The sequence below is a fragment of the Mucilaginibacter sp. L196 genome, assembly GCF_009765905.1.
Lineage (GTDB): Bacteria > Bacteroidota > Bacteroidia > Sphingobacteriales > Sphingobacteriaceae > Mucilaginibacter.
In genome coordinates this window covers 920,083-940,049 of record NZ_LMUO01000015.1, presented here as the reverse complement: position 1 = coordinate 940,049, position 19,967 = coordinate 920,083, and the positions used below count along the sequence as shown (strand labels likewise).

General features: G+C 39.7%; 12 protein-coding genes. 1 reads left to right on the top strand and 11 read right to left on the bottom strand.

Going from position 1 to position 19,967, the window contains the following annotated elements; genetic code table 11:
- Positions 1 to 82: 82 nt before the first annotated feature.
- The 11 genes from GSQ74_RS14875 to GSQ74_RS14825 all read right to left on the bottom strand — a co-directional run bounded on the left by GSQ74_RS14875 (position 83) and on the right by GSQ74_RS14825 (position 18,832).
- Positions 83 to 1,972: an alpha-L-fucosidase gene (locus tag GSQ74_RS14875; protein WP_158994616.1), complete on the bottom strand. Its 1,890-nt coding sequence runs from the start codon at positions 1,970 to 1,972 to the stop codon at positions 83 to 85.
- Positions 1,973 to 2,015: 43 nt separating this feature from the next.
- Positions 2,016 to 4,169 carry a TIM-barrel domain-containing protein gene (locus GSQ74_RS14870; protein WP_158994614.1) on the bottom strand — a complete coding sequence of 718 codons (2,154 nt, stop codon included), beginning with the start codon at positions 4,167 to 4,169 and terminating at the stop codon, positions 2,016 to 2,018.
- Positions 4,170 to 4,186: 17 nt separating this feature from the next.
- Positions 4,187 to 5,167 (bottom strand): alpha-L-fucosidase, encoded by a 981-nt coding sequence (locus GSQ74_RS14865; protein ID WP_216846752.1) that lies wholly within the window; start codon positions 5,165 to 5,167, stop codon positions 4,187 to 4,189.
- A gap of 67 nt (positions 5,168 to 5,234) precedes the next feature.
- Complete coding sequence (locus GSQ74_RS14860; RefSeq protein ID WP_158994612.1) at positions 5,235 to 7,694, bottom strand: glycoside hydrolase family 2 TIM barrel-domain containing protein; 2,460 nt, start codon at positions 7,692 to 7,694, stop codon at positions 5,235 to 5,237.
- A 128-nt stretch (positions 7,695 to 7,822) separates the two neighbouring features.
- A complete protein-coding gene (locus tag GSQ74_RS14855) occupies positions 7,823 to 8,521 on the bottom strand; it encodes a hypothetical protein (RefSeq protein WP_158994610.1) in 699 nt (232 codons plus the stop codon).
- 101 nt (positions 8,522 to 8,622) lie between these two features.
- Positions 8,623 to 10,179 carry a RagB/SusD family nutrient uptake outer membrane protein gene (locus GSQ74_RS14850; protein ID WP_158994608.1) on the bottom strand — a complete coding sequence of 519 codons (1,557 nt, stop codon included), beginning with the start codon at positions 10,177 to 10,179 and terminating at the stop codon, positions 8,623 to 8,625.
- A 30-nt stretch (positions 10,180 to 10,209) separates the two neighbouring features.
- A complete protein-coding gene (locus GSQ74_RS14845) occupies positions 10,210 to 13,272 on the bottom strand; it encodes a TonB-dependent receptor (RefSeq protein WP_158994606.1) in 3,063 nt (1,020 codons plus the stop codon).
- A gap of 370 nt (positions 13,273 to 13,642) precedes the next feature.
- A complete protein-coding gene (locus GSQ74_RS14840; RefSeq protein ID WP_158994604.1) occupies positions 13,643 to 14,884 on the bottom strand; it encodes a glycoside hydrolase family 105 protein in 1,242 nt (413 codons plus the stop codon).
- 79 nt (positions 14,885 to 14,963) lie between these two features.
- Complete coding sequence (locus GSQ74_RS14835; protein WP_158995233.1) at positions 14,964 to 16,328, bottom strand: polysaccharide lyase 6 family protein; 1,365 nt, start codon at positions 16,326 to 16,328, stop codon at positions 14,964 to 14,966.
- Between the two features lie 40 nt (positions 16,329 to 16,368).
- Positions 16,369 to 17,565: a S9 family peptidase gene (locus GSQ74_RS14830; protein ID WP_158994602.1), complete on the bottom strand. Its 1,197-nt coding sequence runs from the start codon at positions 17,563 to 17,565 to the stop codon at positions 16,369 to 16,371.
- A 4-nt stretch (positions 17,566 to 17,569) separates the two neighbouring features.
- A complete protein-coding gene (locus tag GSQ74_RS14825) occupies positions 17,570 to 18,832 on the bottom strand; it encodes an alpha-1,2-mannosidase (RefSeq protein ID WP_254060896.1) in 1,263 nt (420 codons plus the stop codon).
- Positions 18,833 to 18,995: 163 nt separating this feature from the next.
- Here GSQ74_RS14825 and GSQ74_RS14820 point away from each other — a divergent pair, with 163 nt between their 5' ends.
- The gene (locus GSQ74_RS14820; RefSeq protein WP_158994600.1) at positions 18,996 to 19,955 is read left to right on the top strand and encodes a quinone oxidoreductase; all 960 of its coding nucleotides are present in this window, start codon (positions 18,996 to 18,998) and stop codon (positions 19,953 to 19,955) included.
- Positions 19,956 to 19,967 lie beyond the last annotated feature (12 nt).

The window sequence follows — 19,967 nt, the reverse complement described above, 5'->3', positions numbered from 1 at the left end:
ATTTTACAAATGGCATTCGGTTAAAAAAAAGCAGCGGTACAAATATTTGTACCGCTGCTTTTTTAATATGATTCCGTATGTTTTAGTTATTAGGAATTAATTGAACTTCCAGAATTTTCATTAACCCACTTTTTGTTATCGCTATCGGGGTTATTTGCAGCGTATGTATACCCGGTTGCAGGTTTACCTCGCCCAGATTTACGGTTTTAACCTCATCTTTTTCGGACGATAATACCTCGCCGCTTTTAACCAGACTGCCTATTTTAATTTCATAACTACCTGCATCGCTGTTATCAGCCAGGTACTTTAATACAACCTTATAATTAACAGGCTGTATCAATCTAAAATTCCATTTAATTAACTGATCTTTTTTATTCCATCCATTCACGTAATATTTATCGGTTTTGCCATCGCCAAAACCAAAACCTTTACCTATCAATTCGGCATCAAATGCCAGCAGTCGGTTGGCAACAGCACTCGTCGACAGCAGCCTTACGGAATCAGTCTGCATAGTGCCATTTGTTTCCAGAACGACAACCGTATTCACGCTATCAGGGGCTTGTACCGGAACATTGATGCTCACATCCAGCGGATCAATGTGTTTAAATGATAATGCTTTTTTTGATGGATCGGCTAATAAATATGCCTTCCGTATATTGCTTTTCAACCCGCCTACTATAAGATTACCGTTTAATGGCCAATTGAATACATGCAGATATAAAAGGCTGCCCTTACGAGTAGATACGCCCCAGCTTTGAAAAGGCAAAGGCGTTTTGGTAGTTTTATAAATACTTTCGGAGTTTTTGCTCATCCATTTAGCCAGCCCATTCAAAATCTTTATATCCTCTGGAGCAAATTCACCATTACCCATAGGGCCAATATTCATCAGTAAGTTACCACCTCGCGAAGCTGATTTAGCCAGCAGCTGTATAAAAAAACTTATGGGTTTGTGGCTCTTATCAAATTTAGAATAACCATAAGATTCATTAGTAGTAGGTATAGCCTCCCAATCGCCATCAACAGGAAAAAATTCAGCAGGCCGGTCGACGGTATTCTTGTAATCCCCCATATTCAGGTTATCATCACCCCGGACAAGCCTGCCGTTTACCACAACATTAGGGTCTGTTTCACGAATGGCCTTCAGGATACGGATATTTTCAGATAGCGGAAGTTTTTGTGGTGTATCAAACCATAAAATATCAGGGTGATACATGGTTAGTAATTCCTTTATCTGCGGTATCGCCTTTTCATTAACATACTTTACTGCTTTGGGCAATAATTCAGGGTGAATATCATACCAATCGCGGCCGCCATACAGGTTCAAATCGCCACCCGGGTTTTTATAATCCCAGTCATTGCCCGGCGCATCCGGATGCTCCCAATCAAAAGCATGCGAATAATAAAACCCGAATTTTAATCCATACTTTTTACATGCAGCCGCAAGATCGGCCATGGGGTCATGTTTCCAGGCTGTTTGTTTAACCACATTATAATCAGACACCTTAGAGTTATACATGGCAAAACCATCATGGTGTTTAGCCGTGATAATCAAATAACGCATACCGGCTTGTTTAGCGGTTTTCACCCACTTATCCGCGTCAAATTTCAGCGGATTAAACCGGTGGGCCAATTCCAGGTATTTCGCACGTGGTATTTTTTCTTTACGCATTAGGTGTTCTGCATAACCATCAACCCTTTTACCTTTCCATTCGCCGCCCGCCATCGAATAAATACCCCAGTGTATAAACATGCCAAATCGGGCATCACGCCACCAGGCTATACGGGCATCATGTGTTTTCATGCTGGCTGTCCACCAACCATTTACTGCATCATCAATAGCTTTTTTGTCGCGAGTATTTACCCGGTTTGCCATTGTTTTATCCTCATCACCTTTATCCTGGGCAAAGCTTACATTAACGCTTAATAATGCGGCAAGCAAACATCCCGATATAGCTAAGTTTCTTCTTTTCATAATAATTATTTAATTGATCCGGATTTGCGGATGCTTAACGCTTTTAATCAGTCATCATTTTGAAAGTTACTTTGCCTACGGTGTTGGGTTTAGCGGCTATGGCATCGCTAATGCTTCCTATAATTTTACCATTTGCTTTCTCAACCTTAATATCTCTGAAGCTGTATTCACCTTTTTCATAATTAAAAGTTTCGCCATCGTCATCGTACAGTTTGTAATTTCCGGGCTTTTCGCCATAGTAGCGCACTTCAATATCAACCTTCTGCCCTGCTTTAGGCGCATGCAGCATGGCTGGCATCATTGGTATAATACCTCCATCCTTTACATACACCGGTATTTTATCCAGTCCAGGTGTAACAGTTATTACCTCTCCGTCGCCTGCCAGTTTTCCGGTGTAAAAGTCATACCATCTGCCTTTAGGTAAAATTACCTTACGCGATGTTTGCCCGGTGAACATTGGCGCAACCAGAATATTTTCGCCAGCCATATATTGGTCTTTTATTTCCTTGCCCGATAAATCTTCATAAGGATTTTCCTCGAGGTTCACTTGCTTTTTTGTTATTTTTTCAGGCATTTTAACATCGCTGAAACCGGGTTCCAAATTCATAGCCCTAAATGGCGGGATACCCTGAAAATGATATTTGGCAAATTCACTGTACCAATAAGGCATCATTTGCATACGCAGATTTGCCATCTGTTTTACCTGTTCCGCAACTTCGGGAAAGGTCCACGGCTTGGTGCCGCTTGCCCAGGCATTAATCATGGCCATGGGCGAAAACACATTAGACTGAAATCTTCGCAACCATTCCTCTGCCGTTTTGGAGGCTCTAACTTCAGGTGTCCACAGTACGCCTGCAAAGCCGCTGTTAATTAGCGCCGTTATAAAGTCCTGATGGTTATAATAATCATTGTAAATAACATATGGAAAGGATGCTCCTCCTCCATTAGATGCGCGCACCAACCCATAAGTACGCTGGTTACGTTTGCGATAAAGCCCGGTAACATAACGCTGCATCATAAGGCCATAGGTTTGCCGCATTTGCTCAGCGCTACGCCCCGAAGGGAAAATAGCAACGTCAGGCCATAAGTAAGTATCGCCGCCATCAACTTCATCTATTTTGTAACCACTTACGCCAATATCCACTTTGTTTTTTTCCAGCTCACCGAAGAATACTTTCCTGGCTTCGGGTATGCTGATATCAACTACCGCACCGTTCCAAACCGTGTGCGATGCGGCATAGGGTTTTATTAAAGGATAAACAGGTGCTTCGGGAGATACATAAGGATTTATCCATAAATTAATACGAATATCCTTTTTTAACATATTCTGGACCAATCCCTTCGGATCAGGGAAACGGGTTTTATCCCACTCATAAGTACATGGATACGATTTGCTTTGCCAACCGGGTTCTAAACCTATAAAATCAAGAGGGTATCCTTTTTCTGCAAATGAGTCAGCTTCAGCGGCAACACCTGCAGCATCTGTTAATCGCTGCACACGTTGGGTAAAGCCAAGCCCCCAACGCGGCGGCAGGCATCCGCCGCCATTTAATAAGTTGTACCGCCTCACGGCATCCATAGTTGTCGGACCACCAAAAACGTAGATTTCGGCGCCTTCAGCCGGAATCAGCATTTCCACACCATCCGAATAAGGATGGGCATTCCAATCTTTATCCGTATTTCTATCCTTTATTTCAGGCGGGGTGCTGCTATCTATGCGCACTGCTGTACCTGCATAAACTTTAATATACCGGGCACAGTTAATAAAAACACCATACCCTTTTGACGATACATAAAAAGGTGTAGGGCAATGCGTATGACCATCGTCCTTTCCGGCATAATTATCAACATGCAGCGTTAAAACCTTACCACGCTGATGCACAGTTTGAAAATTCAAACCAAAACCATAAAGTTGTTCGGTACGATCTAACGGAAAACGCAGATAGGTTTTACCGTCTATAATAGTTACTTTAATTTCTGTTTTTGGCAACGGAAATTCTGTATTTCCCATTTGTACTAAACCCGCATGATACGGAATGGCACCAGCAGCGTTAAGCAAATCAAATGCTTCAGGCTTGCCCGCAACAGCTTTCCATATACCGGGTTCAACCTGCGTCCAGGTTAGTTGTTGGGCATTTAATTTACCTGTAATAATAAAAAATAGGCAGCAAAATATTGAATATCTAAATAATGGCATACTTACTTGATTTACAATTACTGGTGAACTGATTTGCCAATAGCGATTAATTGAGTTATAAATGCCGGATATATCTCCCCATTGCTTTGTATGGGCGCATCCCAGGTCATTGCCCCGCCAGCATCGTTGATCTTTTTAGTATAACCCACTATTTGTTCTACAGTAAAACGCGGATTACCCATACCCCACTTTTCACCCAGGTTACTTAAAGCATGGATCTGAACGCCATCTATTTTCCCATCATACGGATGGTTTATTGATACCATATCATCCTTATTAATTTCACCTGCTATGTAATCTTCATAAGGGGTACCACTTGTTAAACGGTAAAATACCCCCATATTAAATGCTACTATACTGTTGGGGTTGCCTGCTCTTGCCGCATCTGCAAAACTTTTAAAGTTGGGTGCACTTTCTGTGCGGTACATTATATTGGGCCAGTAACAGCCATCAAACCACCAGCCATCAACTTTATCACCCCAGCGAACCGACCATTCGCGGATAATCTGCTCCCATTTACTTTGAAATTCTTTGTTTGGATGCGGGCCATTTTGCCATTCCAGTGCATTTTTCGCTACCTGATCGCCATTTGGCGCTCCTGAAGGCAAGTACACAATCAATTTTAATCCGCGATTATGTAAAGCGGCACCCAGATCAGCTATTAAATCTCTTTTTGAGCATTTACTTGGGTTATTGCCAACCAGCCTGTCATAAGTAGCATTGGGTGCATCATAGAAACCTGAGTTTTGCCCTATAGTAAATATCATGTATCCTGCGCCAACAGACTTTACCTCATCTGCAAGCGTATTTACGTTAAAGCTATCAATCAGCTCGTTCCATTTTGTAATATTAACATTTATGTTCTCTGTTTGTGAAAGCCAATCGGGTAAATAATGGGTCATTACGCCAAATTTGGCCTGTTTCATCCAGGCGGCCTTGTCCTGAGCTTTAACGTTGATACTTAACAGTATTAAGAGAAGAGGAATATAACATTTCATAATAACAGAGATTTATAATGGAATTATAGTATAGTTTTTACCTTTTTCGATAGCTCATTTTCCTGATTTAAAGGTTTATAAACGCGCTTGGCAAACCCGGCGATTTAACACATATTACACTCTTACCCTTGTTAGTTTCTACACGGATAATGGCCCGGCCATTATAGGCCTGTACTTTACGCGATCCGTTGGAAGTACCCATGTCATCAATCAGCCTTCCATCCCCTGCCAGCGAAAACTCTATATCGTTTTTTGAATCAAGGCATTGAATGTTATTATTATCTACTAACTTAACCTGTATAGTGGCAGTGCCATCATTTTCGGCTATTTTTTCAAGTATTAATTTCTCTGGCTTAGTCCATTTATCTGTTTGATAAACCTGGTCTATTTCGTCTGTTATAACAGCTGTTCCTCTTTTCGCAATAACCTTAATATGGTTGTTACCTTTTTTAAAATTCACCATCCAATGTAAACCCGCTGCTGGAAAATCCTGGCTATCGCGTTTTTTAACGCCATAACTTTTACCATTTAAAAACAATTCGGCCTCAGTACAATTGGAGTAAACTTTTATCATCTTCTGCTCTCCATCATTTCCCCATCTTATAGGCCAGGTATGCCCATAAATATGCGCCATAGGTTTGTCTGCCCAATACGATTGAAAAACGTAATATGATTCTTTTGGGGTAAGATCATGCTCAACAACACCTTTCTGATTCATGAATGGGATCGGATTATCGGGCCTTAGGGGTGTGGCAAAATCCTTGAATGTCCAAAAGGCTGATCCTGTAAGCCAGGGCATTGTTTGTTGTTCTTTTAGCGTCCAGTCGAACAGGTCACAAATATAACTTTCACTCCAGTCGCCATCTTTAGAAACATTTGGTTCACCGCTATGCAAGTTGGCATCGCCCAGGCGTTCGTCATCCCCCTTACCTACAGGTATTTTATGTATAAAACTATATGGCGTTTCCGAATGGCGAAGCGCATGACTATCTCCTCCCCATTCAATATGTATAAAATGTTTTACTTTTTTAAATTCAGTTTCCGTAGCGTTTTTATAATCCTGATAAGCACCACGGTACCAACCAGCCCATATGGAAGGTGAATACACATCGGGAATGTCTTTACAAAAATCACATCTGCGGAGGCCTGTTTCCCGGGAAGGGTCAAGGTGATGTGCCCTGTCGTTCTGCTCCTGCATAAATGCGTGGATCTTCTGTTTGTCAAATTCAGAAAAATCACCCGCCCAATCATTTTCATTACCCAGCCCCCATATAATTACAGCGGGATGATTGTAATGCTGCTCTATCATATTGGTAAGCATACCGCGTGCCTGATCTTTATAAACATCATTACCCAAGCCTCCTCTGCACCAGGGCTCTTCTTCCCAAACCAAAATACCAAGACTATCGCATAGATTTAGTATAATACTTGATTGCTGATAATGCCCTAAACGGATGAAATTGACACCCATATCTTTAATTAGCTGCATTTCTTTGCGCATCATGTCTTCAGTAATTGCTGCCGCAACCCCCGTCTGGTCATCATGACGTTGGGTACCATTTAATAACAAACGCTTACCATTCAGCATAAATGGCCCGTTATCTACAAATTCAAAATTGCGGAAGCCTACTTTTTCAATTTGTTTACAAGTACCATATTTACTATTAACCGTTATTTCAACTGTGTATAATTCCGGATTTGATGGCGACCATAAGGCTGGCGCCTTAACATCAAAAGAACCAACTTGAATATCGTCATTCAGGTTACTCAGCTTAATTGTGCTGGTTTTAATATTTTTACCTTTTGGGTTAATAAGGTTTACATCTACGGTAGCACCTGTATCCGATACGGGGTTATAAAAACGGACTTTAACATTCAACTTTCCTTGCTTACCTTCTTTATTAACCTGTGCCGATGCGAAAACCTTATCTACCGATATAGCCGGCGTGTAAACCAAGTTTAAATAGCGGTAAATGCCCCCGTAAATGCAAAAATCAGAAAGACTTGAAGGAATACGGTTCAGATCCCGCGAGTTATCACAACGAATTTCTATAGGTATTTTGCCGTGGAATTGTTTTTTAAATACATCCGTTTTTTTAAAGTCTTCAACGGCCTGGGTTATATCAACGGTCCACTCATCATAACCACCTAAATGGCTGCCTACTTTGGTGGTATATACATATACATCTGTTTTTGGTCCGGCACCCTCAAAGTGCAATAATGTACGGCCATTGTTGTATGGGTTCTTAATATCTAACTGTGTACGGTACCAACCCGGTCCCTGGTAATAATTACCATCAGGATCAACCGCATCGCGTTCATTAAAGCAATGGGGTAATGTTACCGGGCTCCAAATGGGGACGCTTTCAGGGTTACCTGGGATTACAGGCCTTACAGCTTCCCATATACCACCTAAATCCTGCTTTAAAAATTCCCAATTATTATTTAAGTGTGTTATTTGCTGTGCCGATACATCGTAACTACATAGGATAGCAAATAGTATTATAACGATTTTTATTTTTTTCAAGCCGGGTTAGATGTTACTGGTGTTAATTATATACATACAGCAATAATCAATATGATTATTGCTGCTAGATGTTATTTAAAAATAACGGAGCAGTGTTATACTGCTCCGTTAAACCAATGTTTACAGCATTAATAAGGTAAAATGGGATATATTGGGGTACTTATAACATCAACCACCGCATTAGTTGCTAACAGATCGCTTGTAGCGATATAAAAAACATCGTTAACAGTAATTGGATAGTTTGATGTATTGGTTGGTGAAGCATTTAACACCTCAATATACAGGGTTGAGTTTGGATTGGTAACAAAACCTGGTATCTGGAACCCCGGAGGATTAGTAGTGTAAGTGCCTGCCGGTGCCATTGTATGTACAGTTACATCATGAACTGGTAAATTATAATGAGAATATGTACCATCAAGAATTAAATATTCAAGGTAATTTTTCACATCAGCCGGAGAATAACTTTTCCAACTGGTAGCAGCTTTGTTGCTTGAAGTAAGCACCGCAGCCCACAAGCCTGTTTTTGCTGTAGTTACCATTGCATTGGTAAAGTATATATATGTTTTTCCGGTTTGTGTGTACACACTGGTATCAATGCCCGAGTATATAATAGCATCGTACATCCTCCTGAAAATAGTATCAGTACCACTTCCGTACGCACGGGATTTTAGATATTGCCATGAGTTTTTATACAAATGCGCATTAAGTGTATCTGTGGTACTCCGGTTAAAATTCTTTTGCAGTTTAAGGCAACCCGGGAGCAGTATTACTGACATCGCTGCCAGGCATACAGAAAATATTGCTGAAAGATATTTTGCTTTTTTCATCTGAATATTATTTTTTACGTTATTCAAGCTTTTCATGAGCGATTTTTCAAATCCTGTTTTGAGCCATCGCCCATCATGCTTTCCTATTTATCAGTTAATAATTAGTAAGATGGATTTTGAACCAATTGCGTATTTGCATTAAGTGCAGTTTGGCTTAATGGCCAAAGCACTTTAGCCAAATTTGAAAATCCGGTTGGGGTGGTGCCAAAACTTTTCTGCCGTCTTGATACTATTGGATCCATAACTGTTTGAACATGATTTGTACGTACAAGGTCGAACCAACGCTTACCTTCTCCAAATAATTCATATTGCCGTTCCTGCAGAATAGCATCCTGCATAGCGCTTGTTGTTGGTAGTTGTGCCGCGGTATAAGCCGGTAAACCTGCCCTTGTGTGTATATAATTTAGATACGTAAGCGCATCAGTCATATCATTTGTTTGGTTTAAAGCCTCTGCATAGGTTAAGTAAACATCGCCAAGCCTGTACATTACCAGGTAAACATTATATTGGAGCGCATTAGCTGAAACAAGCTGACTGGCTAACCCAGCGTTATAATATTTCAATACTTTGTCCTCATGCCCTAGTACTGAACTTGATACGGTAGCAACCGCTGAAGTATCCACGGTTTTAGCAAACCTTGTATCCGCCTTAATTGCTTTCCAGTTGAAATAAATAGCAGAGTCAACCTTTATGGGGTTATTGGTATTTTGCATTATTGAAACAGGTATACAGGCACATCCATTTACCGTATTATCCCAAGCTATACTCCATATTGGTTCAACTGAAGTTGTAGGGGTTAAAAATAAATTTTTCCAGTTGGCTGTTGTTTCCAGACCGGCTGCCCCTCCTCCATAATTGGCCTTACCCAAAGGATTTTTTGCCAAAAATAATTTCTGGGTCCAGGCAATTGCATTCTGATAGTCGGCTTGGCCACCACCGGGCTGCCCTGCCCTCCACATGTAAACATCAGCCATGATAGCACAAATAGTTGCCTCATTAATATACCATACTACCGGAATTTGCCCTTTTTGCATGAGCGAATACGCCTTTTGCAGATCAGGAATAATGAGTGAATCGATAAGTTTAGCTGCTGGGGTTCTTGGTTTTGCACTCGGTTGGGTAGCATCCAGGTACGGCGTTGTCCACATAGGCGCATCACCCCAAAGCCTTACAATGTAAAAATAACATTCGGCCCGCATGGCATAGCATTGCGCTAATGAGTTATTAACTAACACTGGAGTGGCGTTAGGGTCATATTGCGGCACCTGCGGAAAATATTTAATTGCCAGGTTTGCGCTTGCTATTGTCCTGTATAATCCGGCCCAGTCGGTTGCAGCATCATTTATGGTGAGCGCATTAAATGCCATTTCTGTTTCAGTAGTATTTACATATTGGCTACGATCAAAATTATCAGACCTGCATTCGCCCCAGTAATGATAACGGCCGCCATACCCTTCAGTTTTACCGGTTCCATCACCAGTCATTTCTTCCTGAAAAGAACCATATATACCTGCTAAAGCAGCTGTGATATCTTTGGTGCTTCTAAAGTAAGCTGTTACAGATACCGCAGAAAGCGGCGACTGTGTTACATCTTTTTTGCAACTGCTTATTATTGTAATTACACTAATAAAAGCAGCAATACCTATAAGTTTTTTCATCGTCTTTTTCTTTTAAAAATGTCCTTCTTCTTAAAAACCAACATTAACTCCAAATCCAACTTCTCTTCTTTTCGGATACTGACCATTGTCCATACCTGGTGTAAGTGGATTAGATGAACTAAATTCAGGATCATACCAGGTGTAATTTGTCCACGTAAGCAGATTATCTCCGAATAGATAAACCCCTATATTCCTAGCTTTTATCTTTGCTGCTATCCTCGGATTAAGTGTATAGGTGAATTTTACATTAGCCAGCCTGATAAATGAACCGTCCTGAAGATAAAGGCTGTTCAGTCCGCTACTAATATCACCGTAAGCATCCTTGTTTGTAAACAGTGGATATTTAGCTATATCGCCCTCATGAAGCCATGAGTGGTAAATGGCATCAACAGTTGGGGGCGAGTAAGTTGAGCTGTTTGCATTTTGGCTATTGGCGGTTGCGTTATAAACTTTGCCACCAATTTGCCCGTTAAAGGTTATATTAAGCGTAAAACGTTTATAGGTAAAAAAGTTAGTGAACCCGAAATAATATTTGGGTATACCATTGCCTACAACTTCCTTATCATTGGCATCTATCACCCCATCATTATTAACATCTTGCCAAATAGTGTTACCACCTTTTAATAAAAGTCCATTCCTGGTAAGGTGATGTATTGGACCGTTATATGGTTTGCCATCATCAAGAAAGCTTTTAGCTGTTGTACCTTTGTTGCCCACACCTACAGGTGTTAATCTATCGCCGTTAACGGCATAAGAGTTTGATACATCATATTGGTACACACCTAAATTTTTATACAAGTAAAAATCGCCAACGTGGCCACCCTCTTGTATAATGTATGAGCCTGTTACAAAAGATGTGTGATTAGCCAGGCTCTTAATTAAACCTGCATTTTGAAAGGTAATATTAGCGCTAACATTCCAGTTAAAATTCTTGCTAACAATTGGCGATCCGGCTAAAGTAAGCTCTAACCCTGTATTCTGTATATTTCCAAGATTAACCGTTACGTTTTTATAACCCGTTTCTTCTGGCAGGGCTGTAGTGTATAGTAGACCATTTGTGTTTTTAATATAGTATTCTGGCGTAAATGTTAAACGTCCTTTCAAAAAGGTAAGGTCCATACCAAAATTCTGGGTAGTAACCGTTTCCCAATGGATAATTGGGTTACCTAGAGTGGTAGATAATGCCGCGGTACTGTTACCATTGTAAGATGCACTTGTATTTGAAGTGCCAAAATTCATAAGCGTTGAAAACAAATAGTTGTTACTTAGCTGGTCATTACCTAATTGACCAATACTGTATCTTAGCTTACCATCTTCAAGAAACTTCTTTGTCCATGCCAGAAAAGGTTCGTCAGTAAAGCGCCATGCAAAGCCAGCCGAATAAAAATTACCCCATTTATCGTCAGGCCCAAATCTTGATGAACCATCACGCCTGTAGGTTGCGGTCATTATATATTTTTCTTTATAATTATAACCTACACGGCCAAAAAGCGATTCGGTAGTATACGCGGTTGAAGTGGTACCTGTTTGTGTAAGATTAACAGTACCTACATTAGAGGTAAAAACCGTTTCGTTCAAGTAATTATTATCAGCGATATTGAAATTATAATCCCCAAAATACTCACGGCTGAACCCTGCTGTAGCAGTAAAAGCACCGTGTTTCCCAACCGTTTTATTATAATTTAAAAACGATTGTAAATCATAAGAGAACTGCCTGTCGCTCCCCGTAGAACCTACATCAAGCCCTGTTCCCCCGCTGGTTAATGAAGAGGGTGTGAAACTTTGGGTTGTAGGATTATATAATTTTACATTAAAACTTGTAGTAAATCTCAGATCCTTAGTTATCAAATAATTAGCTGCTGTGTTATATTGAGCCAGGTAACTTGTTGCAAGATTTGTTGCTAACAAAGCGTAAGCAACGGGGTTTCTTTTTGACTCTACATATCCTGCCAGGGCTCCGGTTGGGGTATAAATAGTTGTCCATGGATTACGGTCAAAAATCCCCTGAACAGTTGTTCCAACCGGGATATTATTACCCGATTGATAGGCAAATGAGAAGTTATTACTGATCTTAAATTTATCAGAAGCCTGGTAGTCTATATTAATAGTGCTCTGAACTCTTTTGAGGTAGCTGTTTATAACTATTGACTGGTCATTAATATAATTAAGACCGCCATAATAAGTCAGGCCTTTTTGACCACCACTAATGCTCAAATTATAAGTATCTTTATTAGCTGTTCTGAATAGCAGATCCTGATAATCATTATCAGCGTTCAGATAATGGTTTACAGAGTCTGTATTTATTCCATTATTACCATCGAGACGATTTTTTCTGTAGTAGCGTAAATCATTGGCTGAAACAGTAGGAAGTTTATGTGCAAGTTCTCCGAATAAATGAGAATAGGTTGACGAAATCATCGGCTTGCCATCTGCACCATGTTTTGTAGTAATAATAATTACGCCATTGGCGCCACGAGATCCATAAATAGCTGCTGAAGCCGCATCTTTCAAAATTTCGATAGATTGAATATCAGCCGGATTAATATAATTAGCATCTGTATTAATAACACCATCAATTACGTACAAAGGCCCTGTTCCTGAATTTAGCGTTCCGGTACCACGTATCACAATTGTTCCTTCGCCTGATGGGTCGCCATTATCATTGCTAACCAAAACACCTGCTGCCTGGCCTTCCAATGCATCAAAAATTGTAACAGGCTGGCGTTCCTGTATTTGTTTGGCAGTAATTGTAGAAATTGATCCGGTTAAATCACGTTTTTTAACAGTTTGTCCATAACCGGTTATAATAACGTCCTCAAGGCTGTTAGAGCTTTCGTTGAGTTTTATATTAAAAATATGGCGTGTGCTTACAACAAATTCCTGCGTAACATAACCAATGTAGCTGAATACTATTGTAGCTTGCTCATTTGGTAATGTTAAGGCAAACTTGCCATTTGCATCAGTAAGGACACCATTAGTGGTGCCTTTTTGCCTAACACTAACGCCTATTAAAGTTTCACCTTTTGAGTCGGTAAGGGTACCTATAACTTTAACGGGGGTTTGTGCGTGTAATATTTGTGCTTGAATTAACATTACAAGCATAAACATAAGTAACCAAATTCCAGGTTTACTTAGTTTTGAAAAAAATTGGGTAAAGAGTTTGACCATAACACCATTTTAGATTAAGAGTGAGTTAGTTAATTATTTAAAAAAAGATTGATTACTTTTTAATAATAAAGGCGCGTAATACTTTTGTTCATAACAATTTTTTAGGTGGTTTAATAAATAATTGGTTAATGCAATTACCAAATTATTTATTAACCTATTATGAATACTATTGGCTAATTATTCAGTGATTTTTACACAAAAAAACAGCATATGCTAATAAGCATATGCTGTTTTTTTGATATATGATTATATGCTTATTAATTAATGATTTATATATAGCAATATAATATTGATACTATTTTTTATTAGCCTTCTCATAACGGATCATTTCTGTTCCGGCGAGTAAGAATGGGCCTAGCCCATGAGTATCATTTAATTCTGTTGGCCGGGTGTAATAAAATTTAATTGCATCATCTATATTGGTACCAATGCAAACATCCTGTAACTGGCCATCGGCTGTTACCTTACTGCTAAGGCCGCGCCAGCCTTCATTAGCAATAGCCATATATTTTTTGTTGATCCAACCTTCATTAACTGCACGTGCCACAGCATAAGTAAACATAGCCGTAACAGAAGTTTCTAAATAAGAGTCTGGCTTATCTAATAGCTGGTGCCATAAACCGCTTTGATCCTGGTAGCGCGAATAATTTACGATTTGCCTTAATAAAAGCTTAATCAACTCAGCCCGTTTAGGGTGGTTAACGGGTAAATAATTTAATAGTTGAACTTGTGCCATAGCTAACCAACCATTTGCCCGCCCCCAATGCCCTACACCGTTCATCTCTACATCGCTGTAATAATTGTGTATGAAAAGGCCCGTCATGGGGTCGTATAAATATTTGTTAAAGTTCTCTACCTGTTTAATGGCATCATCAAAATATTTGGCATCACCGGTAATCTTACCCATGCGTGCCAAAAAAGGCACACTCATAAATAGATCATCGGCCCAAATAGTCATGTAACGGGGTTGCGGGCGACAAAGCGTACCATCAGAAAGTCGCAATTGTTTGTTTGAAATATAATTAGCTGCCCTATCTAAATATGCGCGATATTCCTTCTTATGCGCCAAGGCATCAACATCACAAAGCCCGGCCGACATAGCCCCACATGCATCAAGGTTACTCATGCTAAAAAAGCTACCAAATTCTGGTTTAGGTGTTTTTGCTTTATATTGCTGCTCAAAATAAGGGATGTTGCTAAATATAAAATCAAAATTATGCAGTGAATAATCTGAATATTTTTTATCATTCAAAATATTGGCAGTTTGCATCATACCTATAGCTAAAACGCCATTTACGTAAGCCCATTTATTGTACCTGCTATCAGCTTTAATATCCCCATTTAACGGTAAACCTTTGGTTGAATCATACTTCTGCCCGGTCTTACCATCTATCAATTTGAATGAGGTATTTTGAATAATGTTGTCGGCAACCCTGCGAACTATTTCTTCACTATTAGTTGTAGTTTGACCAAACGCTAAACCAGAATAAGCTATAGCTATGAAAGGCAATATTCGTTTAATAAACATTTTTCTCATCGTGTTTTTATTTAAAAATTATAAAATTGATAATTTATTCCCCGTAATCAATTAAGGCCGATAACATTAATTTGAGCTATTATTTAGTAGCATTAAAACCTACATCTTCAGGGGTTAACACATAGTTTGCTTTACTGTCGTATTTTGTTTGATCATCTAAATCAGACCTGACAGAGGGGTAATAAAATTTACTGTTTTTAATAACAGGATTATCATTTCCCACATAATAGCCCCATGCGGTTTTCACTAATTTTGGATCAGCTGTAATATAACCATCTGAAGGAATGCTTCCGGCATCTTTTACATTGAATAAAATATTGTTTTCCCATTTTGCATTAGTATACGGACCTTTTATTGTTGATGCCGGTCCGCCGCCTTGTATAATGTTATTAGCAAAGATGGTATATGTTGCCCCCATGCCATCTTTACGCGCAGTCATCACAAAATTTTGCTGATTATTAACTAATGTATTATAGCTGATAACTACTCTGTCCGGGCGGTCATGCACGGTAAGCTTAGCGCCATCTGCTACTTCGCCATCGCCATTACCTATAGTAATTGCCGGTTTACAGTTTTCAAAATAATTACTGCTTATCAGGTGATCATCGCCAAAAATCCGTATCCCTGGCGTATTAATAAAGTAGTTGTTATATACAATATTTTTATTGCCATGCCGCAGTGTAAATTGGGCAGGGCAATTGCGGATGGTGTTATATCTGAGGGTTACTGCCGAGGCTTTAACCGAAATTAATTCAGTCTCACCGGCGCATTGCTCAAATAAGTTATATTCAACCACGCTATTGCTTGACGACATGCTAAAACCACTTAAACCAAACTGCAATGTTTCGGCGCCATTCTTACCATTCTGACTAATATAATCATTAAAATAGTTGTGGTGAATATGCAACCGTTCGGCTATCTGACTGCCAGTGCCACGAATAGCCAAAAATCGCCCCATAGCATTCTTATGCTGAAAAGTATTATAATCTATCTCATGGTCGCTGCCTGCAATGGTAAGATCTTCACCGTTACCACTATTTTCAAAAATATTTTGTGTCCATCGGCAAAAGCTGGTACCGCCACCTGTTCTATCCCTGGACGATTTATCCGTGAACTTAAAGCCTTTAATAATAATATGAGCCGCGGGGTTAACCAAATTGAACCCGCCTAATCCGCTAATCTCGGCTTTACCTATTGTTTCAGCACAAATAGTAATTGGTTGGCCGGGTGTACCCTTTCTGTCAACCGTAATATCCTGGGTTGTGGTATAGGTACCATTTGCCAGTATTAATATATCGCCGGGTTTAGCATTATTTATGCCATTTTGAAGTGCATCTATAGAGGTAACTTTAATAATATCAGCAAAAACAGGGTTATGCCAAAACAGCATTACTAACAATAATAGATTTAATTTTTTAGCGCTCTGTAAATTTATTTTAATCATTTTCATATAAGTAAATAAAGGTTATTGGAGATAATTAAAATCATAGTTTCGGATCAATAAACTGTAATGGGCCTGAAACCTGCAAACCCTTATCGTCAATTAAAGACAGGTACCAGATGGTTGTACCAGCGGGCGGTTGTGGCGCGATGATCTGATTTTTATTAATTTTCACTTCTGTAGATTCCCATTTTCTTTTCATTAATACGCTGGTAGTATCCTGAGTAAAATTCAAAAAGACTTTGCTTATGGGCGTTGAGTATTTGACCCCGGCGATGATAGTTGCATTTTCATTATGTGCAGGTTCATCAATTACAGCTAAAGGTGCGCTGTGATTAAGGTAGCTATTGATGAAAGCAAATATTTCATCGCTTGCCCAACCGTAATGGTGGCTGTGTTTTAAACCCATTTTTATGCACAGGTTTTTATTTTTCACCAGCCTGTAAGTTTTAGCATAGCTATCTAAATAAAAATGCGGGTCATTAGCGCCATTTAAAAACAACATGGGCATTTTAGTTTTGCCAATGTAATTTGATGGATCATATTGCTTTACCCAGGTTTGCCTGTCCTGCTCGTTTAGCTGTAATAAACCCTGGCGCATTGAACTATTTTGCAGCAAATAACCACAGCCGTATACCGGGACTGCCACCTTATACCGCTGATCAACACCGGCTATGAGGCAGGTTATAATACCGCCCCAGCTAATACCTGTAATTGCTGTGCGGTTCACGTCAACCTCTGGAAAACTTCTCACCAGATTGTTGGCCAGTATCACATCTGCCACAGCCTGGAACATCCATTGTTCGTTAATGTTGGGCGTTATAGTAAAATAGGGTGTCTGAGCATTATCTTCATCAAATCCCCCTTCAATATGCTTTCTACCAGGGCCATTGCCACGGAGGTCCATCGATAACGCCGCATACCCTTTCTTTGCCCACATTATAGCCCATTCCTTAAAAGCTATTCCCCCTCCACCGTGTACCAATATTACCATAGGCAGGTTTTTATCTTTACTGCGGTCGCCGCTTAATGTGCCGGGTGTGGCATAGTAAGCAAAAACATTCTGGGGTTTACCTTTATACATTAAACCATGATAAGTGATACCTATAGCAGAATCGGTACTTATGGTTTTATATTTAGGAATATCATATATGCCTTTTACGTCCCATATGGTACCTTTAATTTGGCCCTTACATATTAGTGTAAACAGGCATAATATAATGAAGGGTGTTTTTTTCATATAATTATTGTTTTTGGCTTTTATACCTGCGGTCTTTTTCCCATAGTAATCTGGCGGTAATGGGTATTGACGAAGCTATTTTATCTGCATTAATTTCGGTATTGGCCATCTCCATAAACATGTCCGGCCTGAACTCTGCCAAATAAATATATTCGTCGCGTACATAATTATCACCACCACCATGCCCTGTTCCGGTTGTACCGTCAACTCTGCCGGCAAATTTGCCATTTGTTACCGTACCCATTACTATATCGCAATAGGTATTGGCAAAAGGTAAAAGGTCGTCAAAGTTTAATTTATACCGCCCGCTATCATAAGCTATCCATAAACCTTCACTATCATAAGCAGCATGGTTCGTATCTTCTATACCTTTAGGTAAAGCATAGGCCCAGGTATAACATAAAGTACCTTTTGCTGATTTAGTTGGCCTTACATTAGCTCTAAACCAATCAATATTGGGCTGGATAATAGCATCGTAACGTGATATCCTTTGCATATCATCATTTAAAATTAAATGACACTCTACCAATCTTACCAAAGCATTGGTGAGCATCCATGCCTGGTTCCAGGGAGCAGGCTCATTAGCCTTATAGGTATTTGGCGAACCGGGGAAGTAATAATGATTGCTTTGGTTAGTACGTATAAAATGCGAGATTATCCAGTTATCAATTACGTAATCACCTTCATTAATATATTTTAACGCCAGCTCTTTATAAGTGGCACCAAATTGATAACTGTCGCCAATGTCAACCTTCTCATTCCATAAAGATGAATCAGATAAGATCAGCCTTGCGCAATAGCTCATGTGCGCTATCTCATCTCCTTGTTCAATACCGGCCCCCGCAGGTGTTACATCAGGGTTAGATGATGGCCATACCGGTTCAATCTTACCCGTCCATATAATATGCTGACCACCCTTTTCGGCCGGCCATAGGTCATTACGGCGTGAAAGCATTTCATCACAATAACAGATCATCCTATTTAAAATGGTTCGGTCATGTGATACTTCGTACATTAAGCCACAAGCCTCAATACTTTTACCGCCATTGCCAAAGACCCATACATTACCGTTGCCTGATGGCGCATCCACATTTTGAATATGAGCTTTAAAAGCGTTGATCTCGTTTTGAGTAACCGGCCCGCTAAGGCTTTCTATAATCATTTTTTGTGCCATTACAGGCAATGAGAATAATAAGATCAGCAGGCTGGTTATGGCATAAAACAACGTGTTATTTGATGAAAAGAATCGCTTTTTGCTTATGATCATATGATTTGTAAATAAGTAATAAACAACAATCTAATGTTTTATGCTTTTGGCATATTCATCAGTGTTATTATCATAGATACCTCATTCATACTTACCTTTGATTAATAACGTTAACCATTGCTATGCCGATTAATAACTAAACAGTATTGAATTAATTTTTCATATGAAAGCACTAACATTATCTACGCCCGGAAAATCTGATGTACTTGAATATAAAGATGTGGCCGATCCCATCTTAAAATCTGATGAAATATTAGTAAAAATGGAAGCTATCGGCCTGAACTTTGCCGACATTATGCGGAGGAATGGCGTTTATCCACTAAGAGGTCATGCTCCTTATATAAATGGGTATGAGGGAGCCGGTGTAGTGGTTGACAATAACAACAATAAAATGTTTAAGGTAGGCGACAGAATTGGTTTCGCCGATGTCCCATTTGCAAATGCGGAACTGGTGGCTGTTCCGGTCGCTCATGCCATACCGCTACCTGCCGATATTAGCTTTGAAACAGCAGCCTCGGTATTGCTGCAAGGACTTACCGCGCAATACTTAACATCAGACAGCCATCAGGTAAAACCGGGAGAAACAGTACTGATACACGCAGCAGCAGGAGGAGTTGGGCAGCTGTTGATACAGGTATGCAGGTTATTAGGTGCTAGAGTAATTGGTTTAACATCTTCAGAAAGCAAACGGGATGTTTCGCGTTCGCTAGGTGCTGACCATGTTTTTTTATATAGCGAAGATTGGAAAACAAAGATCTTAGAACTATTCCCAAACGGAGTAGATGTAGTTTATGAAAGTGTAGGCAGCACCATGAAAGAAAGTATTGAAGTAACCAGAATTTGCGGACAAGTAGTTTTATTTGGCCTGGCAGGCGATAAATTAGAATTAGGCAATCCGCTACTGATCATAGCTAACTCTATAACAATAACAGGGGGCGACTTATGGAATTATCTCACATCAGGAGAAGAACGTATTAAAAGGGCGCAACAATTGTTTGGGTGGATCAGCAGCAATCAGTTAACAATCGCCGATCCTGCGCGTTTCAAACTTTCAGAGGGCAAGCAAGCTCATGATTTTTTGGAAAGCAGAAAGAGTACTGGGAAAATTTTATTAATACCTTAATTGCAAGGCTAC